We start from the raw sequence: 26,058 nt of genomic DNA on the forward strand, positions 1-26,058 counted from the left end.
CGACGGAGGCGCCGAGCGGGCGGGTCAGGACGTATGCGGCCCAGAAGGCGAGCACGGCACCGAGCAGCCGCAGCCGGTAGCCGAGGCCGATGAGGGCGATGAGGGCGGCGAAGACGCCCGCCGAGGCCAGGTAGCCGAGGTTGACGCGTTCGGCGAGCAGGTCGCCGGCGGCGGTGCCGAGCGCGAAGGTGAACAGGATGGCGGCCCAGTAGTACGTCTCGCGTCGCGTGGTCACGATCGTGTGGATCGACAGCGTGCGTTCGCGGCGGTACCACAGGATGAACGTCGCGGCGAGCGCGACGGCGAACACGGCCGTGGTGACCTCCAGGGGCACGCCGAAGTTGTCCACGAGGTTGTCGGTGATCAGCGTGCCCACGACGCTGACCAGGATGACGACGAGCCAATAGCGCCACGGCACGTACTGCCGGGCCCGGAACTGCAGCGCGAGCGCGGCGGCGGTGAGACCGGCCATGACCACCGTCGTCCAGGTCAGGCCGAGCCCGAGGTTCATGTTGAGCAGGTCGGCGGCGGTCTCCCCGACGGTGGTGGCGAGGATCTTGATGATCCAGAAGTAGACGGTGACCTCGGGAACCTTGTTGGCCGTCCGGCGCGTGAGCTGCATGCCGGGCAGACTCACACGACGGACCTGAAAGCGGGCTGAAGCCGCGGTCCCCCGGGCGAGCAGCGCGACCGGGCCGATCTACAGCACCGGCGCGGTGGCGTCCAGGTGGGCCTGGGCGCCCTGCACGAAGAAATGCCAAGAGGTTCCGCCGTTCCATGCCATGCCGACGGACCACACCAGGGTCCAGCCGGCCAGTGCGACCGCTGCCGGGCGGGCGCGTACCGCTGCCATGTCCACCATGGCCGGGGACGGTATGGCCGCGTGGCTGAATCCCACCTGAACCTGTACCCCGATGTGGTGACCTTGCCGTGGCGCCACCCGCCGACCACAATCTACTCCTACAGTCTGTAGGGGTCGGCGCTACGGCCGGGCGCGGCGATGTTCAGGCCGGCGGCTCGCCCTGCAGGAGTGCGCGCAGGGTGGCCAGGTCGTCCTCGTCCAGGTCGGTCGCGAACCGGCGCAGCACCGCCTGGCGGTCCGCCGGGCCGTCCAGGACCGCGCGCATCCGCTCCGCCGCGGCGGTCGCGGCGTCCCGGGCCGGCCAGTACACGTGGCCCCGGCCGGCGGGGCGCCGCTCGACGAGGCCCTTGTCGTGCATCCGCACCAGGATCGTCTGCACGGTGTTGTAGGCGAGGCCGGCGCCGAGCGCTGCCTGCAACTGCGCCGCGGACAGCGGCCCGCCGGCGGCCCACAGGGCTGCCATCGCCTGTGCCTCCAGCGTGCCCGGTGGCCGCCGGGCTGGGGAGTCTCCCACAGCCACACCCTAGCGGCGGCCCGCCGGTGATTCCGGGCCGCTGACACCGGCAGGAGCCGCCCATCGCATCTTCAACGGATTCTCAGGTTCACCGGCCTACCGTGGCCGCCGAACCACACCGCCGCCAGCGATCCCAGCAGCGAGGAGCACCCTGTGCAGTACCTGGACCCCGAATGGCTCATCTCCACCTTCGGGATGCTCGGCATTCTCGCGATCGTGTTCGCCGAGTCGGGACTGCTCATCGGCTTCTTCCTGCCCGGCGACTCGCTGCTGTTCACCACCGGGCTGCTGGTCGCCGGCGGGCAGTATCTGCACCTGCCGCTGTGGCTGGTCATCGCCCTCGTCGTCGTCGCCGCGGTCGCCGGCGATCAGGTCGGCTACCTCTTCGGCCGCCGCGTTGGTCCGGCGCTGTTCCGCCGCCCGAACTCGCGACTGTTCAAGCAGGAGAACCTCACCAAGGCACAGGAGTTCTTCGACCGCTACGGCGCACGCTCCATCGTGCTGGCCAGGTTCGTGCCGATCGTGCGCACGTTCACCCCGATCGTCGCCGGGGCCTCCCGCATGCACTACCGCACCTTCGTGCTCTACAACGTGATCGGCGGTGCGCTGTGGGGCACCGGCGTCACGCTGCTCGGCTACTACCTCGGCCAGATCGGGTTCGTGAAGGCCAACATCGAGCTCATCCTCATCGGCATCGTCGTGCTGTCCGTCGTGCCGATCGTCGTCGAACTGCTGCGTGGGAGGGCCCGCGCCCGTTCATGATTTTCTCAGCAACGCCCGGCCAGGATGCCCGGCGTGACCATCGACGCGCACCACCTGACCTATCCCGAGGCGATCGTCGTCGGCCTCCTGCAGGGCGTGACCGAGCTGTTCCCCGTGTCCAGCCTGGGCCACAGCGTACTGCTGCCGGCACTGCTCGGCGGCCGCTGGGCCCGTGACCTCGACGTGTCCACACCCGAGTCGCCGTACCTCGCGTTCGTCGTCGGGCTGCACGTCGCGACGGCGCTCGCGCTGCTGCTGTTCTTCTGGCGCGACTGGGTGCGGATCATCACCGGCTTCGTCACGTCGGTGCGGTACCGCCGCATCGAGCACCCGGACGAGCGCCTCGCCTGGATGATCGTGCTCGCGACGATCCCGGTCGGGATCACTGGGCTCCTGCTGGAGCACACGTTCCGCACGGTGCTGGGCCGGCCCGTGCCGGCCGCCATCTTCCTCACCGTCAACGGCGTGCTGCTGTACGGGTCCGAACGACTTCGCCGGCGCGCCGGCGCCGCCGAGGCAACCGCTGACCCGGGCGCCGCCGCGGACCGGAGGCTCGCAGCAGGCACGTTCGGCGGCGCGACCCTCATCGGTACCGCGCAGGTGCTGGCCCTGCTGCCCGGGATCAGTCGCTCCGGCGTGACCCTCGGCGCCGGGCTGCTCAAGGGCCTGTCCCACGAGGACGCGGCCCGGTTCTCGTTCCTGCTCGCCACGCCGGTCATCCTCGCGGCCGGCGTGCTCAAGATCCCCGACCTGTTCGGGCCGCTCGGCGCCGGCATCCACGGTCAGGTGCTGGCCGGCAGCCTCGCCGCGGGCGTCGCGGCGTACGGCTCCGTGCGCTTCCTGACCAGGTACTTCGAAACCCGGACCCTGACACCGTTCGCCGGGTACTGCGTCGTGGCCGGCCTCGGCAGCCTCGTCTGGCTGCTGGCCGCGTAGTCCCAGGCTCGCGGGCGCTGCGCCTTCAGCGTCCTTTCAGCCGCCGGCTGGGAGCGTGTGCCCCTCGACGCGCCCTGCCATCCAGGGAACCGGGACCCGGGAGGACTGTCATGCAGCGCAACCCGACGCCGCCCAGGGCGGCGGGCCGGTCCTGGGGCCGGGTCGCGCTGTTCGCGGCGGCCGTCGCCGTGGTGGTGTGGGCCGCGGGCCACGCCTCGGCGGTCGGCGCCTCCTGGTCCCGGGCCGGGCATCTCATCGCGGGCCTGGGCTGGCGGTGGGTGCTGCTGCTCACGGTCGTGTGGTTCCTCGGCCTCTGGGTGCACACGGTGGTCCTGACCGCGTCGCTGCCGGGCCTCACCCACCGGCGGGCGCTGACGCTGAACCTGTCCGGCAGCGCGGTGTCCAACGTCCTGCCGCTCGGCGGCCTCGCCGGCACGACACTGAACCTCGGCATGATCCGCGGCTGGGGACACAGCAACCTCGAGTTCGCCCGCTTCGTGATCGTGTCGAAGGCCACCGACCTCGTGGCGAAACTGACGATGCCGTTCGTCGCCGTCGCCGTGCTCCTGCTGTGGGGTGCCGCACCGCAGGGCCGTGGCGAGTGGTGGCTCGCCGGCGCCGCCGCCACGGCGGCGGCCGGGCTGCTCGTCGTCGCGGCGCTGCTCGGCCGCGCCGCACCCCTGCTGCACCTGGTCGCCGCCGCCGAACGGGTCCGGCACCGGATCGGCCGCCGCGCACGGGTGCCACGCACCCCGTGGACGGCGTCGGTGACCGACCTGCTCGACGGCACCGACCGTCTCGTCCGGCGCCGCTGGCCCCAGCTGAGCTGGGGGATGGCCGCGTACTGGCTGCTGCAGGGTGCGCTGCTGTGGTACTGCTGCGTCGCGGTCGGCCTGCACCTCCCGGTGCCCGTGGTGTTCGCCGCCCTGGTGGCCGAGCGTGCCCTCACCCTGCTGGCGATCACGCCCGGCGGTGCCGGCCTGGTCGAGGCCGGCACGATCGGCGTCCTCATCACCCTCGGCGTCGAGCCGACGCCGGCACTCGCCGCGGTGCTGCTGTTCCGCGCCTTCGTCTTCGCCGCCGAGATTCCCGTCGGCGGTCTGGCCACCGGTCTCTGGCTGGCGTCGCGGCGCACGTCGCGGCGAGCCGCGTGAGCCGCACATCCACTCCGGAGCACACATGCGCATCGCCCACGTCACCGACGTCTACCTGCCCCGGCTCGGCGGCGTCGAACTCCAGGTCCACGACCTGGTCACCCGCCAACGCGCCGCCGGTCACGACACGCTCGTGGTCACCACGACGCCGGGCCCGGGCGGACCGCGGATCGTCCGGCTCGGCGGCGATCGGTACGGTGCCGGGCCGTACCGGGTGGTACCCGGCCGGGCGCTCACCGACGTCCTGCGCGTCTACGGCGTCGACGTGGTGCACGCCCACGTCTCCGCGCTGTCGCCGACGGCCTGGACGGCCGCCGGGCTGGCCGCGTCGGGCGGCCGGCCCACCGTGGTCACAGTGCACTCGATGTGGGACGGCATCGTGCCGCTCGTGCGCGGCTACACTCGCCTGCGCTCGGCCGCGACCTGGCCGGTGGTGTGGGCGGCGGTCAGCCACGCCGCCGCGGCCGCGGTCAGCGCGGCCCTCGACGGCACGCCCGTGGCGGTGCTGCCCAACGGCATCGACCCGGCCGAGTGGCGGCCGGCCACGCCGCCGCGCGCCGGTGGCCTGCCGACCATTGTCAGCGTCATGCGGATGGTCCGCCGCAAGCGCCCCCGGGCGCTGCTCGGCGCCGTCCGTGCGCTGCAGGTCACCCACCGCGGCCGGTTCCGGACCGTCCTCGTCGGCGACGGCCCGCTGCTGCCCGGTCTGCGGCGCGAGGTCGCCGCGGCCGGTCTCGACGGCCACGTCCGGCTCACCGGAGCCCTGGACCGCGACGCGATCCGGCGGCTGCTGGCCACGGCCGACCTGTACGTGGCGCCGGCGTCGCGCGAGTCGTTCGGGATCGCCGCACTCGAGGCCCGCAGCGCGGGTGTGCCGGTGCTGGCCCGGGCCGGCAGCGGCATCGCCGACTTCGTCCGGCACGGCACCGAGGGCTGGCTGGTGAGCTCGGACGACGAGATGCACGCGACGATCGCCGCGTTGCTCGACGATCCCGGCCGGCTCGCCGCCGTCGCCGCCCACAACCGGGCCGTCGCGCCGGCCGTGCACTGGCAGGCCGTCCTGGACACCGCCGACGCGCTCTATGCCGCCGCCGAGCAGCGACACGGCGCGGACACGGCCCGGCGACTCCTCGGCAGCCCGGCGTGAGCCGCCGCTACACCCTCGTCGCCTTCCACGCCCACCCGGACGACGAGACGCTGCTCACCGGCGGCACCCTGGCCCGGGCCGCCGCCGAAGGACACCGGGTGGTGCTCGTGACGGCCACGCTCGGCGACGCCGGCCTGGCCGCCGGACCGGCGGGCGAGGGACTCGCCGAACGGCGCCGCGGCGAGCTCCTGGCTGCCGCGGCGGCGCTGGGATGCGGGCGGGTGGTGACGCTCGGGTACCGCGACTCCGGTCTGCGCGGCGACGCCCCACCGGCGGCCGCGGACGGGGCCGTGCGGTTCGCTGACGCGCCGGTCGGCGAGGCCGCCGCGCTGCTCGCGAGGATCCTGCACGAGGAGCGCGCCGATGTCCTCACCAGCTACGACGCCGGCGGCGGGTACGGGCACCCCGACCACGTCCAGGTGCACCGGGTCGCCGCCCGGGCGGCGCGGCTCGCCCGCACCCCGCTGGTCCTGGAGGCGACCGTGGACCGGGGTGCGCTGCGGCCCCTGCTCGCGCTGTCACGGCTCGCCGGCCGGATGTTGCCGGGGCTGCCCCTCGGGCGGGCCGCCACGGTGTTCACCGCCCGGGCCGAGCTGACCCACGCCGTGGACGTCCGCGGGTACCTGGGCCAGAAACGTGCCGCGTTGCGCGCGCATGCCAGCCAGGCCGGAGGGGGCCGGGGGCTGCGCACCATCGCCGTCCTCAGCCGCCTGCCAGGCCCGCTGTTCGCCGCCGTCGCCGGCCGGGAATGGTTCGTCGAAGCGGGCCGCCGGCCGGGTGGCGCCCTCGACGACGATGTGTTCGCCGGCCTGCGATGAGCCGGCCGCGCAGTCCCATGGTCCGACCCATGGTCCGACCCATGGTCCGACCGGGACGGGCGCCCGGGTCGCTCAGGTGTCCAGGCCCAGCTCGGTGAGGATCTGCGTCACCCGGGTGTCCTGCTCGCGCAGGAACTCGCCGAAGTCGGCGCCGGCGAGGTAGCCGTCGGTCCACCGGTGCCCGGCGATCGCCTGCTGCCACGGATCCGAGGCGCGCAGCCGGGACACCACCGTGGCGAGCGCCGAGGTGTCCGACGCGCCCAGGCCGGGCGGTGCCACCAGGCCGCGCCAGTTGGCGAACGTCACGCCCAGCCCCGTCTCCTGCAGCGTCGGCGCGTCGATGCCGGCGACGCGGCGCTGCCCGGTGGTGGCCAGCACCCGCAGCTGGCCGGAGTCGATCTGGCCGGCGACCTCGCCGAGGCTGGAGACCCCCACCGCCACCCGCCCGGACAGCACCGCGGCGAGCAGGACACCGCCGCCGTCGTGCTGGGTGTAGCGCACCGTCGGCGGCGCGACCCCGGCCGCCTTCGCCATGAGCATCGCGGCGAGGTGGTCGGGCCCGCCGGGGGAGGAGCCGCCGCCGACGGCCAGCGCACCGGGATCGGCCCGCCAGTCGCGGACCAGGTCGTCCAGCGCACGCAACGGCGAGTCGCGGGTGACGACCACGACCTCGGGCTCCTCGATCAGCCGGGCGACCGGCGTGACGTCACCCAGCGTGACCGAGATCGGGGTGGTGTGCTGCGCGCCGACGATGCCCAGCCCCATCAGCATGAGCAGCGAGCCGTTGCCGCGCTCGTACACCAGGCGACGCAGCCCGACCATCCCGCCCGCCCCGGGCAGGTTGAACACCTCGACGCCACGGCTGACCGCGGCCACGTCCATCGCGGTCGCCACCGTTCGGGCGGTGATGTCGTAGCCGCTGCCCGGCGCGTTCGGCACCATCAACCGGAGCTGGGTGTCGCTCTTCGCCGCACACCCGCCGGCCAGCAGCACGGCCAGCGGCGCGGTGAGCAGCGAACGGCGATCCACCCGCCCACCATAGACACCTTGCCGTCCCGCGCACGACGAGTACCGTACGGCCAGACACGCACACACCCCGGCGGCGTCGAGGCAAGGAGGATGCTGATGCGCTGGCAGTTCTCCCTTGCCCGGCAGTTCCTCGTGCTCCAGCTCGGCATCGTGCTGCTCGTCGTCGGCGCGGTCGCGGCGGTGTCGATGGCGGAGGCCGGCACCGCGTTCCGCCGCGACCAGGGCGCCAAGCTCCGCTCCACGGCCGAGAACCTGGCGGCCACCGACCTCGTCCGGGCCGGCATGGGCACGGTCGTCTGGTACGACTCGCTCGCCGCCAGCGCGGAGACCGCCCGCAGCGTGTCCGGTTCGACCTACGTGGAGTTCGTCGACGCCGGCGGAGCGCTGTTGACCGGGCCGCACCGCGGCCAGCCGGCCGCGCTCGGGACCAGCGACGCGGCGACCGGCCGGTCCTGGCTCGGCCTCGTCGAGCACGACAGCCCGGCGCTGGAGGCCCACGCACCGGTGCTCGACCCGCGCGACGGTCGCGTGCTGGGCCTCGTCGTGGTCGGCAAGACCTACCCGTCGCTGCCGGAGCTGCTCGCGACCGCCACACCGGACCTGCTCACCTATCTGCTGCTCGGGTCGGTGCTCGGCATCGCCGGCTCGACGCTGCTGTCGCGGCGGATCAAGCGCCAGACCCTGGGGCTCGAACCGGCCGAGATCTCCGGCCTGGTCGAGCACCGCGAAGCGATGCTGCATGGCATCAAGGAAGGTCTCATCGGCGTCGACGCGACCGGGCGGGTCACCCTCGCCAACGACGAAGCGCGACGGTTGCTGGGTCTGCCCGGCGACATCACCGGCGCGCCGGTGCGCTCGCTGGGGATGCCCGAGGAGCTGCGGGCGCTGCTGACCGACGGCTCCGACGAGCCGGACCACGTGGTCGTGCACGACTCACGGGTGCTGGTGCTGAACCGGATGCCGGTGGTGGTGCGGGGCCGGCCGGTGGGTTCGGTGACCACGCTGCGCGACCGCACCGAACTGACGTCGCTGGAGCGGGAGCTGGACCTGAGCCGGCACACCACCGACACGCTGCGGGCCCAGGCGCACGAGTTCACCAACCGGCTGCACACCATCTCCGGCCTGGTGCAGCTGGGCCAGTACGACGACGCGGTCACCTTCATCCTGCAGGCAGGGCAGCATCAGGAGACGCTCAACCACGACGTGCAGTCGCGCATCGCCGACCCCGCCCTCGCCGCCCTGCTGATCGCGAAGGCGAGCGTCGCGTCCGAGCAGCACGTGCAGCTGCGCATCGCCGACGACGCCGAGCTGACCCGGGCCGTCGACGCCGAGCTCGCCGCCGATCTGGTCACCGTGCTCGGCAACCTCGTCGACAACGCCGTCGACGCGGCGCAGTCCGGGGGATGGGTCAGCGTCTCGGTGCGTGACCTCGGCGACGCGGTCGAGGTGCGGGTCACCGACTCCGGCGCCGGGGTGGCCAGGGAGCACGCCGAGCAGGTCTTCGGCCGGGGGTTCACCACCAAGGCGGCCGACGGCCACCGGGGCCTCGGGCTGGCGCTGATCAGCCGGGTGTGCACGGCCCGGGGTGGGCAGGTCACCGTGGACGGGTCGGTGTTCACCGCCCGGCTGCCCGACGGCACCGCGACGGTGGCATGATGCCGCGGGTCCTGGTCGTCGACGACGACTTCATGGTGGCGCGCATCCACCAGGGGTTCGTGCAGCGGGTGCCGGGCTTCGTGGTGGTCGGCGCGGTGCACACCGGCGCCGCGGCCCTCGAGGCGATCGGGCAGCTGCGCCCCGACCTGGTGCTGCTGGACATCTACCTGCCGGACATCTCCGGCCTGGACGTCCTGCGCCGGCTCCGCCAGGACGGCAACGATGTCGACGTGCTGGCGATCACCGCGGCGCAGGATGTGGAGACGATCCGCGGCGCGCTGCGCAGCGGCGTCGTGCACTACATCATCAAGCCGTTCAGCTTCGAGACGCTGCGCGAGCGGCTGGAGCGCTACGCCGACGCGGTCCAGCGGCTGACCGAGGTGCGCCAGGCCGCGCAGGCCGACGTCGACCGGCTCTTCGGCGCCCTGCCCCGGACCCGCGCCGACCTGCCCAAGGGCCTCGCCGCGGCCACCGCGGACCTGGTCGTGGCCGTGCTGCGGGACAGCCCGACGGACCTGTCCGCGGCCGAGTGCGCCGAGCGGGCCGGCCTGTCCCGCGTCAGCACCAGGCGCTACCTCGAGCACCTTGTCCAGGCGGGCAAGGCGGAGGTGCGGCTGCGCTACGGCGGGGCAGGCCGGCCGGAACACCGTTATGCGTGGCGCGGGTAGTCCCGCGCCGTCAGTCCTCGTCGCCGAAGGCCAGCCGCTGGGCGCCACCGCGGCCACGCACCCGCGCGATCAGCCGGGGCAGGTGCGGCAGGCCCAGTGCGGCGACGGCGAGCAGCAGCAGGATCAGCGTCAACGGCCGGCGCACGAAGATGGTCAGGTCGTTGTCGGACAGCAGCAGCGCCCGCCGGAACTGGATCTCCATCATCGGCCCGAGGATGACGCCGAGGATCACCGGTGCGACCGGGAACTCCAGGTGCCGCATGAACATCGCGACCACCCCGATGGCCAGCGCGATGAACACGTCGACGATGCTGCCCGACACCGCGTACACGCCGAGCGTCGCGAACACCAGGATGCCGGTGTACAGCAGCGGCCGCGGGATCTGCAGTACCTTCACCCAGATCCGGATCATCGGCAGGTTCAGCGCCAGGAGCAGGACGTTGCCGATGAACAGCGACGCGATCAACCCCCAGACCAGGTCCGGTGACTTCTCGAACAGCTGCGGACCGGGCGACAGGTCGAAGTAGCTGAACGCGGCCAGCATGACCGCCGCGGTCGCCGACGTCGGGATGCCCAGGGTGAGCAGCGGTACCAGCACACCCGAGAACGACGCGTTGTTGGCGGCCTCCGGCCCCGCCACGCCCTCGATCGCGCCCTTGCCCCATTCCTGCTGATGCTTGGAGCGCCGCCGCTCGATGGTGTACGACAGGAACGTCGGGATCTCGGCGCCCCCCGACGGCAGCGCACCGAACGGGAAGCCCAGCGCCGTGCCCCGCAGCCAGGGCCGCCAAGACCGGGACCAGTCCGACCGGCTCAACCAGGCGAACCCGCGGCCGGGCGGCTCCAGCGGAGCCACGGTTGCGGGAAGGTCCCGCAGCCGCGACGCGATGTAGAGCGTCTCGCCGACCGCGAAGAGCCCGATGATGATGGTGACGACGTCGATGCCGTCGAGCAGCTCCGGCACGCCGAAGGTGAAGCGGGCCTGGCCGGTGAGCGAGTCGATGCCGACCAGGCCGAGGAACAGCCCGAACGTGAGCGACATCAGCCCGCGCACGATCGAGTTGCCGACCATCGCCGTCACCGTCACCATCGCCAGGACGGCGAGGGCGAAGTAGTCCGATGCCCGGAACGTCACGGCCAGGCTGGCCATCGGCGCGGCGACGAAGGTCAGCAGCACCGTGGAGATCGTGCCGGCGACGAACGACCCGATCGCGGCCGTGGCCAGGGCCGCCCGGGCCCGGCCGCGGCGGGCCATCTGGTAGCCCTCGATCGACGTCGCGACCGACGCCGACTCGCCCGGTGTGTTGAGCAGGATCGACGTGGTCGAGCCGCCGTACATGGCGCCGGCGTAGATCCCGGCGAACATGATGAGCGTGCCGGTCGGGTCGTCGAGGCGCAGCGCCACCGGCAGCAGCAGCGCGATCGTCAACGCCGGCCCGATGCCGGGCAGGACGCCGACGAGCGTGCCGATGGTGACGCCGACCGCCGCGTACAGCAGGTTCTGTGCGGTGAGCACCGTGCCGAACCCGTCGAGCAGATCCATGATCGAGTTCACAGCGGCAGCACCCCCGCGGGCAGGGCGATGCCGAGCAGCCGGGTGAAGACCAGGTAGATGGTCAGCGCCAGGGCGACCGCGGTCACCAGGTCACGCACGATCACCTCGCGCAGCGGCCGGGTGCTCAGCAGCCGGGCGCACAGCAGGATGAACGCGGCGGTGGACAGCACGTAGCCGACGACCGTGTACTTCAGCACGACCGCGTAGCCGGCGATCGCCACGAGCAGCAGGACCGGCATGAGCCAGGCCGAACCAGCGGCCGGACCGGCCCGCCGGATCCGCCAGCCCCGCTTGCGCAGCTCGCCGATCAGGTAGCTCAGGGCCACCGCCACCCAGAGGCCGGTGACGATGATCGGGGCCAGGGTCGGGCCGCCGAGTGTGACGCCGTTGTCGATGCCGGTGCCGACGGCCTGCCAGAGCAGGGCGATGCCGGCGGCGAGCAGCAGCGCGCCGGCGACGAGCGGGCCGGAGCCGGCCGTGGCCGCCTCCGGCGCCGCGCCGCCGACATCCGCTTCTTCGGGTGTCGCGGAGCTCATGTGCGGCTAACCCAGCCCGATCTCGGTGAGGACCGTCTTGATCCGGGTGCTCTCGGACTGGAAGAACGCCGCGGCGTCGTCGCCGGACTTGTAGAAGTCCTGCCACTTCTTCGCGGTCAGCTCGGCCTTCCACTGCGACGAGGCGTGCAGGTCGTCGACGAGCTTGATGACGGCCGCGCGCTCACCGGCGCTGAGCCCGGGCGGCGCGACGACGCCGCGCCAGTTCATCAGCTCCAGGTCGTAGCCGGACTCCTTGATGCTCGGTGCCGGGGTACCGGCGCCGGCGTCCTCGCCCTTGGCGCTCGACACGGCCAGGGCGCGCACGGTGCCCGCCTTGACCAGGTCGGCGAACTCGCTGGTGCTGGAGACGGCGACGCTCACGTCGCCGGAGAGCAGGGCGGCCTTGGTCTCGCCGCCACCGGAGTAGGCGACGTACTGCTTGGCGACGACCTTCGCGTCGGCGCCGCCGGCCTTGGCGAGCAGGCCGACGAGGATGTGGTCGGTGCCACCGGCCGAACCGCCGCCCCACTTGACGCTGGTGGGGTTGGCCTTGACGTCGTCGACGAGCTGTTTGAGGGTGGTGTACTTCGAGTCGCTGCGCACGACGACGACCTCGGACTCGGCGGTCAGCGTGGCGACCGGCGTCGTCTTGCCCAGATCCACCGGGGACTTGTTCGTGACGACACCGCCGACCATCACCAGGCCGGTGACCATCAGCTGGTGGGCGTCCTTCTGGTGGCTGGTGACGAGCTCGGCCAGGCCGATGGTGCCACCGGCCCCGGTGACGTTGCGGACCTCGGCGGACTGGCCGTTGAGGAGCTTGGCCTCCTGCAGGGTCTTCTGCATCGACCGGGCGGTGGTGTCCCAGCCACCGCCGGCGCCGGCGGGGGCCATGATCTGCAGGGTCTTCGTCGGGTACGCGATCGCCGACGAGCCGGCCGGGGCGGGGGAGTCCCCGACCGACTGGTTGGCGCATCCGGCGGCGAGCAGCAGCGCGGCGGGCAACGCGACTACAAGGCTCCGTCTCAACATGAAGATGTTGCTCCTGTCACGGGGGGAGGGCGAACGTGTTACGCACGATGCACCACCGCGTGACCCGCGTCACGATTGTGAAGCCTGCGAGCATATTGGTCTTTTTGGTCGCGCCCCTGGCTTTCAACGAATCCTCAGCGTCGCCGCCCTACCGTCCGGTGGCATGACTGAACACCACGACGCGACCCCCAGCGCCGCCGACCAGTCCGAGACCACGGCCCCGAGTCCCCGGCGGGCGGCCGGACTGCGGCGGCTCGTCTCCACCCCCGGCCGGGCGGCTGCCGTGGCCGTCGCCGCGACCCTGATCCTCGGCGTCCTGCCCTGCACCGTCGCCGGCGTCGCGGTCGGCGCCGTCGTCGTCGGCGAGCACGGCGGCGACGGCCACGACGAGCACGGCGACCGCGGCGGCGATCGGGACGGCGGCCAGGAGTACGAGGGTCGGGAACAGCACGGGGAGCACGACGACGGCGAGGACCGTGAGGACCACGACGAGCGGCAGCCGGCCAACACGCCGACGTCGACCGCCGTGCCCACCCCGGCCTCGACCGCCACGATCGTCCCGGCCCCCAGCCCGACCGGCTGACCCCCGGCCTGTCCACGCCGATCGGCGTGGACAGGCCGTTATATACTCAGTATCATACCTCGCATGATATCGAGTGTGGTGACGCCATGAGTATCCGGCACGCCCTGCTGGCGCTGCTCAAGGAGGGCCCGAAGTACGGGCTCCAGCTGCGCGAGGAGTTCGAGGCGCGCACCGGCGAGGTGTGGCCGCTCAACGTCGGCCAGGTCTACACGACCCTGCAGCGGCTGGAGCGCGACGGCCTCGTCGAGTCCGACGACGACGCCGAACCCGGCCCGCAGAAGGGGTTCCGGATCACCGCCGGCGGCACCGAGGAGCTCGCGACCTGGCTGCGCACGCCGCCCGACCTGGCCTCCCCGCCCCGCGACGAGCTCGTCATCAAGGTCCTGGTCGCCGTGCGGCTGCCCGGCGTCGACGTGCACGAGGTCATCCAGTCGCACCGGCGGTACCTCGTCGAGCTCATGCAGCAGTGGACCCGCCTCAAGGAGGAGGAGGGCGACCTCGACCTGGGCCTCACGCTGGTGGTGGACGCGGAGCTGTACCGGCTCGACTCGGTCGTGCGGTGGCTGGACACCGCCGACGGCCGGCTCAAGCGGGCCGCGCTCGAACCGCCGGCCCCGGCCCGATCGCCGGCACCGCAGATCCGGCGCAGGGCGGGGGTGCGCCGATGACCGGGGTGCTGGAACTGCGTCAGGTGTCGAAGACCTACCGCGACGGCACCGACGAGGTGCACGCGCTGCGCGAGGTCGACCTGACCGTCGAGCCGGGCAGGATGGTCGCGGTCATGGGTCCCAGCGGCTCGGGCAAGAGCACGCTGCTCACCATCGCCGGCGCGCTGGAGACGCCGACGGCCGGCGAGGTGCTCGTCGCCGGACAGCCGCTGTCGGCGATGTCCCGCGACGACCGGGCCCGGCTGCGCCGCCGCGCGATCGGCTACGTCTTCCAGGACTTCAACCTGCTGCCCGGGCTCACCGCCGCCGAGAACGTCGCGCTGCCGCTGGAGCTGGACGGGCTGTCGGCGGGCAAGGCGCGCGCCGCCGGGCTGCGGGCGCTGGAGGAGCTCGGTCTGGCCGAGCGGTCGTCGCGGTTCCCGGACCAGCTGTCCGGCGGCGAGCGGCAGCGGGTGGCGATCGCCCGGGCCGTCGTCGGGGACCGCCGGCTCGTCCTGGCCGACGAACCGACCGGCGCGCTCGACTCGGCCAACGGCGAGGACGTGATGCGCATGCTCCTGACCGCCTGCAAACGGGGCGTGGGCGCGGTGGTCGTGACCCACGACGCGCAGCTCGCCTCCTGGGCCGACCGGGTGGTGTTCATCCGCGACGGCCGGATCGTCGACCGCACCGCCCCGCGCCCGGGCCCGGAGTCCCTGCTGCCCGACGGGGCGAGCCGATGAGCACCGCGGTGGAGGATCCGCCGTTGACGCTCGGCACCGGTCACGGGGGGCTGCCCGCGCGCCGGGCCGTGGCGCGCTGGGCCTGGCGGCTGTTCCGGCGCGAGTGGCGCCAGCAGTCGATCGTGCTCGCCCTGCTGGTCGTCGCCGTGGCGGCCACCACCGTCGGGCTCGGCATCGCCGCCGGCGCCCCGTCCGAGGCGTCCGTCTTCGGCACCGCCAACCACCTCGTCACGCTGAACAGCACCGGTGCGCAGCTCGAGACCGACCTGGCCGCCCTGCGCGCCTCGTTCGGCACGATCGACGTGATCGAGCACGAGAAGAAGATCCCGATGCCGGGTTCGGCGAACGGCATCGACCTGCGCGCCCAGGACCCGAACGGCCCGTACGGGCGCACGATGCTGCGCCTGAACCAGGGCCGGTGGCCGCAGGGCGCCGACGAGGTCGCCGTCACCGACCGCGTGGCGACGACGTTCGGCCTGCACGTCGGCGGCACCTGGAACCAGGGCGGCCGGTCGCGGGCCGTTGTCGGCCTCGTCGAGAACCCGCTCAACCTGCGCGACGTGTTCGCCCTCGTCGCGCCCGGCCAGGCGACCGCGGTCGCCCGCGTCGACGTGCTCATCCGGGCGTCCCGGGCGGACGTCGTCGCCACACCGCGACCCGAGGGCGCGTCGACGCAGATCCGCTCCGATGACGGCACCACCGCGAGCGTCATGGTGCTCGTGCTCGCCACGATCGGGCTGGTGTTCGTCGGCCTGCTCGCGGTGGCCGGGTTCACCGTGATGGCCCAGCGCAGGCTCCGCGCGCTCGGCATGCTCGGCGCGATCGGCGCCAGCCACCGGCACATCCGGCTGGTGCTGCTGGCCAACGGCGCGGTCATCGGCGCGGCCGGCGCGCTCACCGGCGCCGTCGCGGGGGTCGCCGGCTGGGTCGCCCTGAGCCCGCTGCTGGAACGGCAGCTCGGCCACCGCATCGACCGGTTCGGCCTGCCCTGGACACCGGTGCTGGCCGCGGTACTGCTGGCCACCGGCACCGCCCTCGTCGCCGCGTGGTGGCCGGCGCGCGCCGCCGCTCGCGTCCCGGTCGTCGCCGCGCTCTCCGCGCGCCCGGCGGCCCCCCGCCCGGCCCACCGGTTCGGTCTCCCCGGCGTCGTGCTGTTGATCGCCGGGCTGGCGTCGCTCTACCTGGCGCAGCAGACCAAGGTGCCCTTCATCCTCGGCGGCGTGCTGGCCACCGCGATCGCACTGCTGCTGCTCGCACCGGTCGGCGTCGCCACCGTCGGGCTGCTCGCCCGCCACGCCCCGCTGGCACCCCGGCTGGCGATGCGCGACCTGGCCCGCTACCGCTCCCGGTCCGGCGCTGCGCTGGCGGCGATCGGACTGGCCATCGGCATCGCCGCCGTCGTCACCCTGGGCACGGCTGTCACCGTGGCCAAGGCGGCCGCGCCGACCGGCGGCAACCTGCCCGCCGACCAGCTCGTCGCCTGGCTGTCGCCCGAGCGGATGACCGGGCCCGTGCCGGAGCTCCCGAGCGGCCAGGTGGACGGCCTGCGCAAGCAGGTCGATGCGATCGCCGACGACCTGAAGGCAGCTGTGGTACCGCTGACCGGCGTCGTCGACCCGAACCACCCGGCCGAGCGCGGCGGCCGGCCACCGGCAGCGCTGGGCAAGCCGCGCGCCGCCGGCCCGGGCGAGCCCGGCAGCACGCTCTACAGCAGCGACGACATGATCGGCATCTTCGTCGCCACCCCCGAGCTGCTCGCGCACTACGGCATCGACCCGGCGAGCGTCAACGCCGACACCGACCTGCTCACCCCGCGGGCCACCATCGCCGGATACGACCTGATTCCGGGCCGAAACACCGGCTGGCAGCCCGTCCTGCAGCACGTGACCCTGCCCGACTACAGGTCGCTGCCCAACGTGCTGATCACCGCGCACGGCATGAGCCGGCTGCACCTGACCGCGACGCCGGTGGGCTGGCTGCTCGACGCGCCGGGCAAACTGACGGCGGCGCAGGTCGACACGGCGGAGCGCGCCGCGGTCGCCGCCGGGGTCAACGTCGAGTCCCGCCCGACCGGTGCGGACGAGACGCGCCTCGCCGCCGAGTTCACCGGCGTCGGCATCGCGGTCGCCCTCGGCGTGCTCGCCATGACCGTCGGGCTGATCCGCAGCGAGACGGCCCGCGACCTGCGCACGCTCACCGCCACCGGCGCGCGCCGGCGCACCAGGCGGACGCTCACCGCGGCGACGGCCGGCGCCCTGGCACTGTCCGGGGCGGTGATCGGCACCGCCTGCGCATACCTGGCGATGCTGGCCTGGTACCACCGGGAACTGCACTGGCTGGCCCATCCACCACTGCTCAACCTGGCCGCGATACTCGTCGGCCTGCCGATCGTCGCGTACCTCGGCGGCTGGGTCCTGGCCGGCCGCGAGCCGCGGGTGATCGCCCGCCAGCCGCTGGACTGAGGGTGGTCACCGGCGCGCCGCGATCGTGCCGGCGTCCTTCGCGGTCTGTGCTGCATGTCTGGGATGTCGAGCGTGGTGAGGTGGCCTTTGCCGATGGCGTGTGCGAGGGAACCGCCTCCGTTGAACAGATGCTCGACCCGCGCCGGCAGCCGTACACCGGCGCGGGTCCGCCCGGCGCGGTCGATACTGACGAGGTTCCCGCCGGGTACCCCGCGCCCTGATCGGGCCCGCTGTGCCGCGGCACGTCCCCCTTTCTGGACGTGCCGCGGGAGTACCACCGGCGCCGCCCGGGCCGGGGCGGCGGCTCGGGCGGCGCCGGCTACCGCACCAGCGTGGGCGACGCCGCCGGAGCGAAGCGGGCGATGACCTGCGGGGTGATCCTGCGGTAGGCGGCCGGGTCGACGGGGTTGAGCCAGTGCGAGGCGCGGACCGCGGCGCTGATGTTCACGCCGAGGTCGGCGAGGACCTCGTCGACGTTGTGCAGCGAGAATGGGATGATCTTGCCGCCGCGACAGTGGTGGGTGTTCGTGGCGTCGTCCATGAACGTGAGCTGCTCCTCGACCTGCCGCCGCATGGCCGCCGGCTCGGGCAGATCCACGGCGCCGGCGAGGTCGGCGGCGATCCACACGGCCGCCATCTCGGCGTTGAGCGGGCTGAAGAACGAGGAGTTGTACCCGTTGAAGTAGACGTCGGGGACGTCGACGGGGCGGATCTGGCGGTACAGCATGAAGTTTCCCCGCGCGTCGAGCAGGCGGCCCGTCACGTCGGCGTCGAGGAAGGGCACGCCCTGCGTGAAGCCGGTCGCGCACACGACGAGGTCGGCCGGCAGGCGGGTGCCGTCGTCGAGCTCGGCGGCGGGCCCGTCGGGGCCGGCCAGCAGGCGGGTGATGGTGCGCTCCTTGCGCACCGCGATCCGGCCGGATGCGACGCCCTCGAAGAACCCCTCGGTGGCCAGCCCGATCGCGCCGCGGACGATGTCCTCCATCTGGCCCGGCGGCACCAGGTCGAGGGCCTTCAGCTTGTACTGCCGGACGGACACCCCGCCGATGGAGTTGATCATGCGGCCCCGTACGCCGTTGCCGGGTCCGTGCAGGAAGCGCTCCACGCCGCGGAGCACCCGGTAGCGGAACAGCGCCTCGCCCATCCGGGTCAGCAGCAGCAGCTTGAAGTTGAGGAACCCGCCGATCCGGCGCGGCACCTTCCACAGCAGGTGCCGGGCGATGACGTCGGTGCTGGCGGCGACCTCGCTGAGCGGTACGGTCACGTCGCAGGCGGACTTTCCGTAGCCGACGACGAGCACGTGCCGGTCGCGGGCTGCCTCGACGTCGTGCAGGTCGGTGCCGGCCACCAGGCGGCCGCCGGCGGCGGTGAACTCGTCCAGGCCGGGGTACGCGGGCACCGCCGGCTCGCAGAAGACGCCGTTGGCGACCACGAGCTTGTCCAGGTGCTCGGTGCCGTCCCCGGTGGTGACGTCCCAGCCGCCGCCCGGCGCCGGGGTGGCCGCGGTGACGTCGGTCGACAGCCGCAGGAACGGCTCGAGGCCGAAGTGGCCGGCGTACCCGGCGAGGTAGGCCTGCACCTGCTCGCCCGTCGGCCACTGCGGGTAGCCGCGGGGCATGGGGTAGTCGGACAGGGAGTACTGCGCCTTCGGGCTCTGCGTCGTCAGCCCCGGGTAGCGCCGGGTGCGGCTCCACACGCCGCCGACGTCCGGGGCCCGGTCCCAGACGACGACCTCGTGGCCGGCCTGTCGTAACACCTTCGCGGTGCTCAGCCCGGCCACGCCGGCACCGACGATCCCGATGCGCATGCTCAGCTCACCTGCGGCGGCAGCTGCAGAACGATGCCGAAGTCGGCCATGATCGCCTTGATCCTGGTGATGTCCTTCGGCCCCGGCGGAAGCTCGGCGAGCGCGGAGTAGTAGCGCTCGAGCCCGGCCGGCGAGACGACCGAGATGACCCGGGCCTCCTCGTCGTAGGTGTTGCGGAACGCGTGCACGACGTCGCGCGGCAGGTACAGGTAGTCGCCCATGCCGAGAGTGAAGTCCTCGCCGCCGAGGTGCACGTCGAGCTTCCCGGCGAGGCAGACGAACGACTCGTCCTCGCGGGTGTGGATGTGTGCCGGCGGGCCGTCGGTGCGCGGCGGGATGGCGTACTCGAACAACGAGTACGCGTCGTGGGTCGACTTGCCGTCGGTCTTCATCGTGATGCCGAGGCCGATCGCCGGGATCTGGGTTCCCTCCCGGGAGGGCAGCAGGTATCCGCCGCCAAGGCTCATCGTCGTCTCCCTTGCGGTCGCACACCGCGGTGCTCGCGGGTGTGTCAGGGCTCACAGCCTGCGGGCCGTGCGCCCCCGGTCGCAATCCGGAGTCCCGCTGACCGGGACGGTTCAGCGCCGGAGGCTGTACGCCCGGGAGGCCGCGGCGGCCGCCATCCGCACCGCGGGCCCGATCCGGTCGGCCCGCACGAGCTGGCTCGGACCAGTCACCGACAGCGCCGCCACCACCTCGCCGAGCGGCCCGAAGATGGGCGCGGCGACGCAGCTGACCCCGATGTTGCCCTCCTCCCGGTCGACCGCCCAGCCGCGCACCGGTACCGCGGTCAGCTCCCGCATGACGGCGACCGCGCTCGTCAGCGTCCGCGGCGTGCGGGCGGGCAGGTCACCGGCGAGCGCGGCGTCGATGACCGCGGGTTCGCAGTACGCCAGGATCGCCCGCCCGAGCGCCGAGCAGTACGCCGGGATCGTCCCGCCGACCTGCGACAGCATCGGCATCGCCCGATGCCCGGTGATCTTCTCGACGACCAGGACCTGCGGGCCGTCGAGCACGCCGAGCTGCACCGTGATCTTCGTTGCGTGATGCAGCTCCTGCAGGAACGGCAGCACCGCCTCCCGCAGCTCCAGCCGGATCGGCGCGAGGCTCGCGATCTCGAACAGCCGGTTGCCGATGCGGTACCGCCCGGCCGGCTTGTCCAGCCAGCCCAGCCGGATCATCTTGTCCGCGGTGCGGTGCGTGGTCGAGCGCGGCAGCCCGCACCGCGCCACCAGCGCGGCCAGCGTCAGCTCGCGGTGCGCGGCGTCGAACGCCCCGAGGATCGCCGCGGCCCGGTCGAGCCCGCCCTCGACGCCCTCGTCCCGCTGAGCGGGACTCACCGTTGGTCCCGGTAGTTCATGTCGGTCAGGCTAAGCCCGACGCGGCACAGCGCACGAGACCCGGGAGGCCGTCATCGCCACACGGACCGCACTCATCGGTGGCGGCAGCGCCGGCATCGGCCATGCCGTTGCCGCCCGCCTCGCACCCACCCATCGGACCGTCATCTTCGGCCGCACGGCCCTGACCCTCGACGCGGCGGCGATCCGCATCAAGGAGCGCACCGGCGCGGCCGTGGAGACCCTGGTGGTCGACGTCGCGGCGCCGGACGGGGCCGCGACCGCGCTGGCCGCCGGCTGCGACGTGCTGGTGCTCAACGCCGGCGGGCCACCGCCCGGGCGGATCCTCGACGTCGGCGACGACGCGTGGCGGGCGGCCTTCGAGCTGCTCCTGCTCGGCCCGCTCCGCCTGGCCCGCGCCGCGCTCCCGGCGATGGCCGCGCGCGGCTTCGGCCGGGTGGTGTTCGTGACCTCGACCGCCGTCCGCCAGCCCCAGCCGGACCTGGCCGCATCGGTGGTCCTGCGCTCCGCCGTCACCGCCGCCGCGAAGCTGCTCTCGCTGGAGCATGCGAGCGACGGCGTGACGGTCAACTGCGTCGCGCCCGGCCCGACCGACACCGACCGCCGCCGGGAGATCCTGCAGGCGCGGGCGGAGCGGTCCGGCCGCCCGATCGAGGACGTCCGCGCCGACGACCTCGCCGTGGTACCGGCGGGGCGGTCCGCGGACCCGGACGAGATCGCGGCGGCGGTGGCGTTCCTCGTCTCCGCCGAGGCCGCCTACGTGAACGGGACCGTGCTCACGGTCGACGGCGGACGGACGGAGACTCTCTGATGGCGTTGTCCGGCGACGGCTTCCGCATGGCCGACTTCCTCGGCGCCCTCACCGAAACGGTCCGCCCGAGCCCGGCCCGGCCCCTCGTCGTGCACGCCGACGAGCTCGAGACCCTCCCGGCCGGGCAGATCCCCAACCCCACCACGCTGTCCATCGCCGGGCGGCTGCCGACCGCGACGTTCGAGATCTTCCGGCAGACCATCCCGCCCGGCGAGAGCTCCGACATGCAGCGGCACTACCACGAGACCGTCCACTTCGTCATCGCCGGGCGCGGCCACAGCGACATCGAGGACGAGACCGAAGCCTGGCGCACCGGCGACTTCATCTACACGCCGCCGTGGACCTGGCACCGCCACTACAACGACTCGGCCGACGAGCCGGTCGAGTTCCTCACCATCGAGAACTCCCGCCTGCTCGCCGCGCTCGGCATCGCGCGGCGGCAGAGCGCCGGCCTGTGCACCGTCGACGAGGCCCGGGCCCGATTCCCGCAGGAGCGACCATGACCGACCTCCCCGAGCACATCAGCATCTGGGCCGAGCTGTGCGACGTGGACCACGAACTGCGCCACGTCGACGTGGCCGGGGTCCGCACCCGCGTGCTGCGCGCCGGCACCGGACCCGACCTCGTGCTCCTGCACGGCACCGGCGGACACCTCGAGGCGTACGCCCGCGACATCGCCGGCCTCGCCGAGGATTTCACCGTCACCGCCTACGACATGGTCGGCCACGGCTGGTCCGACCTGCCCGACCGCCCGTACACCGTCGACGTCCTCTCCGAGCATCTCGTCGGCCTCCTCGACGCGCTCGACGTCGGCGTCGCGCACCTGTCCGGGGAGTCGCTCGGCGGCTGGGTCACGGCGTGGACCGCGGCGCACCACCCCGAGCGCGTCGACCGGCTCGTGCTCAACACCCCGGGCAACATCGCCAACAAGCCCGAGGTGATGGCCCGGCTCTCGGCGAGCACCCGCGCGGCCGTGCGCGACCCCAGCGACGCCACCGTGCGCCGCCGGGTCGAGTTCCTGTTCCACCACACCGAGATGGTCACCGACGAGCTGGTGAACCTGCGCCGCGCGGTGTACGGCCGGCCCGGCTTCGCCACCGCGATCGAGAACACGCTCGTACTGCAGGACCCGGCCGTGCGCAAGGACTTCGCGTGGGAGCCCGGCTGGGTCGGCAAGGTCGTGGCGCCGACGCTGCTGCTGTGGACCGACCACGACCCGACCGGCGGACTCGACGAGGCGCAGCTGCTCCTCGACTGGCTGCCCGACGCGCGGCTGCACGTCATCGAGGACGCGGGACACTGGCCGCAGTGGGAGAAGCCGCAGCAGTACCTCGAGGTCCACCGCGAGTTCCTGCTGGGCCCGCGATGAGCGAGATCGTCGGCATGGTCGGCATGTCGCACTCCCCGTTCGCGACGCTGCTGCCCCACGGCGGCCCCGGCGAGCCCGGTGCCCGGTTCCTGGCCGACGCCGAGCGGGTCGCGGCCGCCGTCGCCCGGCTCGCCCCTGACGCGCTCGTCGTCATCGGCCCCGACCACTTCCACGGCAACTTCTACGACGCGATGCCGCCGTTCGTGCTCGGCGTCGAGCAGGCGGCCGCGTTCGGCGACTTCGGCAGCCGCCGGGGGGAGCTGCCGGTCGCCTCCGAGCTCGCGTGGTCGATCCGCGACGGGCTCGCCGACGCCTTCGACGTGTCGCTGTCCTACGCGCTGCAGGTCGACCACGGCATCGTCCAGAGCTACGAGATGGTCCGCGGCGGCGCCGAGCCGCCGCTGGTCCCGTTCGTGGTCAACACCGCCGCGCCGCCCCTGCCCGGCATGGCCCGCTGCCTCGAGCTGGGCCGGGCGATGGGCGCCGCGATCCGCCGGTCGGCGTTCCCGGGCCGGGTCCTCGTGGTGGCCAGCGGCGGCCTGTCGCACTGGCTGCCGTCGAACGACCCGCGCGACCCGATGCCGGCCGAGCGGCGGGTGTCGATGATCCACGGCCGCCGGGACGTGCACGCGTTCTCCGCCGACCGCGAGCCGCGGGTGCGGGCCATGGCCGGCAACCCCGACGCGCCGGTGAACGCCGCCTGGGACGCCTGGTTCCTCAAGCAGCTCGCGGCCGGCGACTGCGAGCCGGTGGTCGCCCTCGGCGACGACGGGCTGAGCGAGCGGGCCGGCAGCGGCGGCCACGAGATCCGCGCCTGGCTCATCGGCCTCGCCGCCGCTGCGAGGCCGCTGGTGTGGACTAGCTACGAACCGGTGCCCGAGTGGATCACCGGGATGGGCATCGGCGCCACGTTCGAGGTGGACTGACATGGCCCTCGCCAACCTGCTGGACGCCCGCGCCACCGGCCGGCCGTGCCCGCCGATCCGTGGGCTGCTGCCCGACGGCGACGTCGCGGCCGCCTACGCGGTCCAGGCCGCCTGGGTCGAGCACGAGGTGGCGGGCGGCGCGTCGGTCGTCGGCCGCAAGGTCGGCCTGACCAACCCGGCGGTGCAGGCCCAGCTCGGCGTCGACCAGCCCGACTTCGGCACGCTGCTGTCCTGGATGCACCTCCCGCAGGACACGCCGATCGACGCGAGCCTGCTGCTGCAGCCGCGGATCGAGGCCGAGGTGGCGTTCCTGCTCGGCGCCGACCTCGACGCCGCCGGCATCGGGCCGGCCGAGGTCGTCGCCGCGACCGCCGCCGTGGCGCCCGCGCTCGAGATCGTCGACAGCCGGATCGCCGGCTGGGACATCGGCATCGTGGACACGATCGCCGACAACGCCTCGTCCGGGCTGTTCGTGCTCGGCGACGCACGCGTGCCACTCGACGGGCTCGACCTGCGGTACCGAACCATGACCATGCGGCGCGGCGGGGACGTCGTGTCGAGCGGGTCCGGCGCTGCCTGCCTCGGCGACCCGGTGCTCGCGGTGGCGTGGCTCGCGAACATCGCCCGGGACCTCGGACGTCCGCTGCGTGCCGGGGAGGTCGTGCTGTCCGGCGCCCTCGGGCCCATGGTGCCCGTGGTGGCCGGTGACCGGTTCGCCGCCGACATCGACGGGCTCGGCCGCGTCTCGGCGGTGTTCCGATGACGGGCGCGGCGATCGTCGGCTCGGGCAACATCGGCACCGACCTGATGGTGAAGCTGCTGCGGGGCAAGGGCCCGCTGCGGCCGCTGGCCATGGCCGGCATCGACCCGGCCTCGGACGGGCTCGCCCGGGCGGCGCGGCTGGGCCTGCAGACGACCGCGGACGGCGTCGACGGCCTGGTCAAACTGCCGTGCTTCGCGGATGTACGGGTCGTCTTCGACGCGACCTCGGCCGCCGCGCACGTCGCGAACGCGGCCGCGCTGGCGCCGTTCGGGGTGCGCGTCGTCGACCTGACCCCCGCCGCGCTCGGCCCGTTCGTGGTGCCCGCCGTCAACCTCGGCGACCACCTCGACGCGCCCGAGGTCAACCTGGTCACCTGCGGCGGGCAGGCCACCATCCCGATCGTGGCCGCCGTCGCGTCCGTCGTCCCGGTCGCCTACGCGGAGATCGTCGCCTCGATCGCGTCCCGGTCGGCCGGGCCGGGGACCCGGGCCAACATCGACGAGTTCACCGAGACGACGGCCCGCGCGATCGAGACCGTCGGCGGCGCCCGGCGCGGCAAGGCGGTCATCGTGCTCAACCCGGCCGAGCCGCCGCTGCTCATGCGCGACACGGTCTGCTGCCTGGTCGCCCTGGACCGGCAGGGTCCGCAGGTCGTGGCGGCCGTCGAGCGGATGGTCGCCGACGTCGCCGCGTACGTGCCCGGCTACCGGCTCAAGCAGCCCGTCCAGATCACGCCCCTCGACGGCGACGTGTCGACCCTTGCCACCGGCGTCACCCACCAGGTGACCGTGCTGCTCGAGGTCGAGGGCGCCGGGCACTACCTGCCCGCCTACGCCGGAAACCTGGACATCATGACCTCGGCCGCGGTCCGGGCCGGCGAGCGGATGGCGGCGCGATGAGGCTGTACCTGCAGGATGTGACGCTGCGCGACGGCATGCACGCCACCCGGCACCGGCTCGACCCGGCGAAGGCCGCGGCGATCGCGGCCGCACTGGACGCCGCCGGCGTCGACGCGATCGAGGTCGCCCACGGCGACGGCCTGGCCGGCACGAGCGTCACCTACGGCCCGGGCAGCCACACCGACGCCGACTGGATCGTCGCCGTCGCCGCCGCCGTCACCCGGGCCCGCCTCACCACCCTGCTGCTGCCCGGCATCGGCACGATCGGCGACCTCAGACGCGCCCACGCCCTCGGCGTGCGCTCGGTGCGGGTCGCGACCCACTGCACCGAGGCCGACGTCGCGGCCCAGCACATCGCGACCGCCCGCGAGCTGGGCATGGACGTGTCCGGGTTCCTCATGATGAGCCACCTGTCCGCGGCGGGGCCACTCGCCGCCCAGGCGGCGCTGATGGAGTCGTACGGCGCCCACTGCGTCTACGTCACCGACTCCGCCGGCCACCTGACCCCGCGCGGCGTCCGCGAGCGGGTCCGCGCCTATCGCGACGTCCTGGACCCCGCCACCGAGGTCGGCGTCCACGCGCACGACAACCTCTCGCTCGCCGTCGCCAACTCCCTCGCCGCCGTCGAGGAGGGCGCGGTACGCGTCGACGCGTCGCTCGCCGCCCACGGCGCCGGCGCCGGCAACTGCCCGATCGAGGTCTTCGCCGCCGCCGCGACGCTCGACGGCTGGGCCCACGGCGCCGACCTGCCCGCGCTGCAGGACGCGGCCGACGACCTGGTGCGGCCGCTGCAGGACCGGCCGGTGCGGGTGGACCGGGAGACGCTGACGCTCGGCTATGCCGGGGTGTACTCGAGCTTCCTCCGCCACGCCGAGACGGTCGCCGCCCGCTACGGCGTCGAAGCCCGGGCGCTGCTGGTCGAGGCCGGCCGGCGCCGCCTCGTCGGCGGCCAGGAGGACCTGCTCGTCGACATCGCCCTCGACCTCGGTGCGCGGCCACGGACACCCTCGGCGGCATGACC

28 protein-coding genes are annotated in these 26,058 nt (G+C 73.6%); 18 read left to right on the forward strand and 10 right to left on the reverse strand.

Annotation, left to right across the window (positions count from 1 at the left end):
- From ABZS66_RS34785 to ABZS66_RS34795, 3 genes are all read right to left on the reverse strand, one after another.
- A partial coding sequence (locus ABZS66_RS34785; protein WP_354765239.1) for a hypothetical protein occupies positions 1 to 622 on the reverse strand: 622 nt, incomplete at its 3' end.
- A gap of 78 nt (positions 623 to 700) precedes the next feature.
- Positions 701 to 862 (reverse strand): hypothetical protein, encoded by a 162-nt coding sequence (locus ABZS66_RS34790; protein ID WP_354765240.1) that lies wholly within the window; start codon positions 860 to 862, stop codon positions 701 to 703.
- Between the two features lie 142 nt (positions 863 to 1,004).
- Positions 1,005 to 1,376: a BlaI/MecI/CopY family transcriptional regulator gene (locus ABZS66_RS34795; RefSeq protein WP_354765241.1), complete on the reverse strand. Its 372-nt coding sequence runs from the start codon at positions 1,374 to 1,376 to the stop codon at positions 1,005 to 1,007.
- 195 nt (positions 1,377 to 1,571) lie between these two features.
- Here ABZS66_RS34795 and ABZS66_RS34800 point away from each other — a divergent pair, with 195 nt between their 5' ends.
- The 5 genes from ABZS66_RS34800 (at position 1,572) to ABZS66_RS34820 (ending at position 6,193) form a co-directional block, all read left to right on the forward strand.
- Entirely contained in the window at positions 1,572 to 2,138 is a 567-nt protein-coding gene (locus ABZS66_RS34800; RefSeq protein ID WP_354765318.1) for a VTT domain-containing protein, read from the forward strand.
- Positions 2,139 to 2,171: 33 nt separating this feature from the next.
- Positions 2,172 to 3,074 carry an undecaprenyl-diphosphate phosphatase gene (locus ABZS66_RS34805; protein ID WP_354765243.1) on the forward strand — a complete coding sequence of 301 codons (903 nt, stop codon included), beginning with the start codon at positions 2,172 to 2,174 and terminating at the stop codon, positions 3,072 to 3,074.
- Positions 3,075 to 3,184: 110 nt separating this feature from the next.
- Complete coding sequence (locus ABZS66_RS34810) at positions 3,185 to 4,228, forward strand: lysylphosphatidylglycerol synthase transmembrane domain-containing protein (protein WP_354765245.1); 1,044 nt, start codon at positions 3,185 to 3,187, stop codon at positions 4,226 to 4,228.
- Positions 4,229 to 4,253: 25 nt separating this feature from the next.
- Positions 4,254 to 5,375: a glycosyltransferase family 4 protein gene (locus tag ABZS66_RS34815; RefSeq protein ID WP_354765247.1), complete on the forward strand. Its 1,122-nt coding sequence runs from the start codon at positions 4,254 to 4,256 to the stop codon at positions 5,373 to 5,375.
- Complete coding sequence (locus ABZS66_RS34820) at positions 5,372 to 6,193, forward strand: PIG-L family deacetylase (RefSeq protein WP_354765249.1); 822 nt, start codon at positions 5,372 to 5,374, stop codon at positions 6,191 to 6,193. Before ABZS66_RS34815 ends, ABZS66_RS34820 begins: the two co-directional genes overlap by 4 nt.
- 72 nt (positions 6,194 to 6,265) lie before the next feature.
- Here ABZS66_RS34820 and ABZS66_RS34825 read toward each other — a convergent pair whose 3' ends face one another.
- On the reverse strand, positions 6,266 to 7,222 hold the full coding sequence (locus ABZS66_RS34825) for a tripartite tricarboxylate transporter substrate-binding protein (RefSeq protein WP_354765251.1): 957 nt from the start codon (positions 7,220 to 7,222) through the stop codon (positions 6,266 to 6,268).
- A gap of 96 nt (positions 7,223 to 7,318) precedes the next feature.
- Here ABZS66_RS34825 and ABZS66_RS34830 point away from each other — a divergent pair, with 96 nt between their 5' ends.
- Both ABZS66_RS34830 and ABZS66_RS34835 read left to right on the forward strand, forming a co-directional pair.
- On the forward strand, positions 7,319 to 8,878 hold the full coding sequence (locus ABZS66_RS34830; RefSeq protein ID WP_354765253.1) for a sensor histidine kinase: 1,560 nt from the start codon (positions 7,319 to 7,321) through the stop codon (positions 8,876 to 8,878).
- On the forward strand, positions 8,878 to 9,546 hold the full coding sequence (locus ABZS66_RS34835) for a response regulator (protein WP_354765255.1): 669 nt from the start codon (positions 8,878 to 8,880) through the stop codon (positions 9,544 to 9,546). Before ABZS66_RS34830 ends, ABZS66_RS34835 begins: the two co-directional genes overlap by 1 nt.
- Before the next feature lie 10 nt (positions 9,547 to 9,556).
- Here the strand turns inward: ABZS66_RS34835 and ABZS66_RS34840 are convergent, their stop codons facing one another.
- Genes ABZS66_RS34840 through ABZS66_RS34850 form a run of 3 tightly spaced genes read right to left on the reverse strand, consistent with a single transcriptional unit; the run spans position 9,557 to position 12,669 of the window.
- Entirely contained in the window at positions 9,557 to 11,101 is a 1,545-nt protein-coding gene (locus tag ABZS66_RS34840; protein ID WP_354765256.1) for a tripartite tricarboxylate transporter permease, read from the reverse strand.
- On the reverse strand, positions 11,098 to 11,637 hold the full coding sequence (locus tag ABZS66_RS34845) for a tripartite tricarboxylate transporter TctB family protein (RefSeq protein ID WP_354765258.1): 540 nt from the start codon (positions 11,635 to 11,637) through the stop codon (positions 11,098 to 11,100). Before ABZS66_RS34845 ends, ABZS66_RS34840 begins: the two co-directional genes overlap by 4 nt.
- Before the next feature lie 6 nt (positions 11,638 to 11,643).
- Positions 11,644 to 12,669: a tripartite tricarboxylate transporter substrate-binding protein gene (locus ABZS66_RS34850; protein WP_354765260.1), complete on the reverse strand. Its 1,026-nt coding sequence runs from the start codon at positions 12,667 to 12,669 to the stop codon at positions 11,644 to 11,646.
- 163 nt (positions 12,670 to 12,832) lie between these two features.
- Between ABZS66_RS34850 and ABZS66_RS34855 the strand changes: the two genes are divergently transcribed.
- From ABZS66_RS34855 to ABZS66_RS34870, 4 genes are all read left to right on the forward strand, one after another.
- Positions 12,833 to 13,252, forward strand: a complete 420-nt coding sequence (locus ABZS66_RS34855) for a hypothetical protein (protein ID WP_354765262.1) — start codon at positions 12,833 to 12,835, stop codon at positions 13,250 to 13,252.
- An 86-nt stretch (positions 13,253 to 13,338) separates the two neighbouring features.
- Positions 13,339 to 13,920: a PadR family transcriptional regulator gene (locus ABZS66_RS34860; protein ID WP_354765264.1), complete on the forward strand. Its 582-nt coding sequence runs from the start codon at positions 13,339 to 13,341 to the stop codon at positions 13,918 to 13,920.
- Positions 13,917 to 14,642, forward strand: coding sequence for an ABC transporter ATP-binding protein (locus ABZS66_RS34865; protein WP_354765266.1), 726 nt, complete (start codon positions 13,917 to 13,919; stop codon positions 14,640 to 14,642). Before ABZS66_RS34860 ends, ABZS66_RS34865 begins: the two co-directional genes overlap by 4 nt.
- Positions 14,639 to 17,104, forward strand: a complete 2,466-nt coding sequence (locus ABZS66_RS34870) for an FtsX-like permease family protein (protein WP_354765268.1) — start codon at positions 14,639 to 14,641, stop codon at positions 17,102 to 17,104. The genes ABZS66_RS34865 and ABZS66_RS34870 overlap by 4 nt, the downstream gene beginning before the upstream one ends.
- Before the next feature lie 319 nt (positions 17,105 to 17,423).
- On the opposite strand, the gene ABZS66_RS34875 is transcribed toward ABZS66_RS34870, so the two are convergent.
- From ABZS66_RS34875 to ABZS66_RS34885, 3 genes are all read right to left on the reverse strand, one after another.
- On the reverse strand, positions 17,424 to 18,911 hold the full coding sequence (locus ABZS66_RS34875; RefSeq protein ID WP_354765270.1) for an NAD(P)/FAD-dependent oxidoreductase: 1,488 nt from the start codon (positions 18,909 to 18,911) through the stop codon (positions 17,424 to 17,426).
- A gap of 2 nt (positions 18,912 to 18,913) precedes the next feature.
- Positions 18,914 to 19,378, reverse strand: coding sequence for a cupin domain-containing protein (locus ABZS66_RS34880; RefSeq protein WP_354765272.1), 465 nt, complete (start codon positions 19,376 to 19,378; stop codon positions 18,914 to 18,916).
- 111 nt (positions 19,379 to 19,489) lie between these two features.
- A complete protein-coding gene (locus ABZS66_RS34885; RefSeq protein ID WP_354765274.1) occupies positions 19,490 to 20,251 on the reverse strand; it encodes an IclR family transcriptional regulator in 762 nt (253 codons plus the stop codon).
- 94 nt (positions 20,252 to 20,345) lie between these two features.
- Here ABZS66_RS34885 and ABZS66_RS34890 point away from each other — a divergent pair, with 94 nt between their 5' ends.
- From ABZS66_RS34890 to dmpG, 7 genes are read left to right on the forward strand one after another with little or no spacing between them, the layout of a single operon-like run.
- Positions 20,346 to 21,080 (forward strand): SDR family oxidoreductase, encoded by a 735-nt coding sequence (locus ABZS66_RS34890; protein ID WP_354765320.1) that lies wholly within the window; start codon positions 20,346 to 20,348, stop codon positions 21,078 to 21,080.
- Positions 21,080 to 21,583: a cupin domain-containing protein gene (locus tag ABZS66_RS34895; RefSeq protein WP_354765276.1), complete on the forward strand. Its 504-nt coding sequence runs from the start codon at positions 21,080 to 21,082 to the stop codon at positions 21,581 to 21,583. The genes ABZS66_RS34890 and ABZS66_RS34895 overlap by 1 nt, the downstream gene beginning before the upstream one ends.
- On the forward strand, positions 21,580 to 22,449 hold the full coding sequence (locus ABZS66_RS34900; protein ID WP_354765278.1) for an alpha/beta fold hydrolase: 870 nt from the start codon (positions 21,580 to 21,582) through the stop codon (positions 22,447 to 22,449). The genes ABZS66_RS34895 and ABZS66_RS34900 overlap by 4 nt, the downstream gene beginning before the upstream one ends.
- Positions 22,446 to 23,375 carry a 2,3-dihydroxyphenylpropionate 1,2-dioxygenase gene (locus ABZS66_RS34905; protein WP_354765280.1) on the forward strand — a complete coding sequence of 310 codons (930 nt, stop codon included), beginning with the start codon at positions 22,446 to 22,448 and terminating at the stop codon, positions 23,373 to 23,375. Before ABZS66_RS34900 ends, ABZS66_RS34905 begins: the two co-directional genes overlap by 4 nt.
- Position 23,376: 1 nt before the next feature.
- Positions 23,377 to 24,138 carry a fumarylacetoacetate hydrolase family protein gene (locus ABZS66_RS34910; RefSeq protein WP_354765282.1) on the forward strand — a complete coding sequence of 254 codons (762 nt, stop codon included), beginning with the start codon at positions 23,377 to 23,379 and terminating at the stop codon, positions 24,136 to 24,138.
- A complete protein-coding gene (locus ABZS66_RS34915; protein ID WP_354765284.1) occupies positions 24,135 to 25,037 on the forward strand; it encodes an acetaldehyde dehydrogenase (acetylating) in 903 nt (300 codons plus the stop codon). Before ABZS66_RS34910 ends, ABZS66_RS34915 begins: the two co-directional genes overlap by 4 nt.
- The gene (gene dmpG / locus ABZS66_RS34920; RefSeq protein ID WP_354765286.1) at positions 25,034 to 26,056 is read left to right on the forward strand and encodes a 4-hydroxy-2-oxovalerate aldolase; all 1,023 of its coding nucleotides are present in this window, start codon (positions 25,034 to 25,036) and stop codon (positions 26,054 to 26,056) included. The genes ABZS66_RS34915 and dmpG overlap by 4 nt, the downstream gene beginning before the upstream one ends.
- Positions 26,057 to 26,058 lie beyond the last annotated feature (2 nt).

Origin of the sequence: Dactylosporangium sp. NPDC005572 (assembly GCF_040605515.1) — a bacterium.
GTDB lineage: Bacteria > Actinomycetota > Actinomycetes > Mycobacteriales > Micromonosporaceae > Dactylosporangium.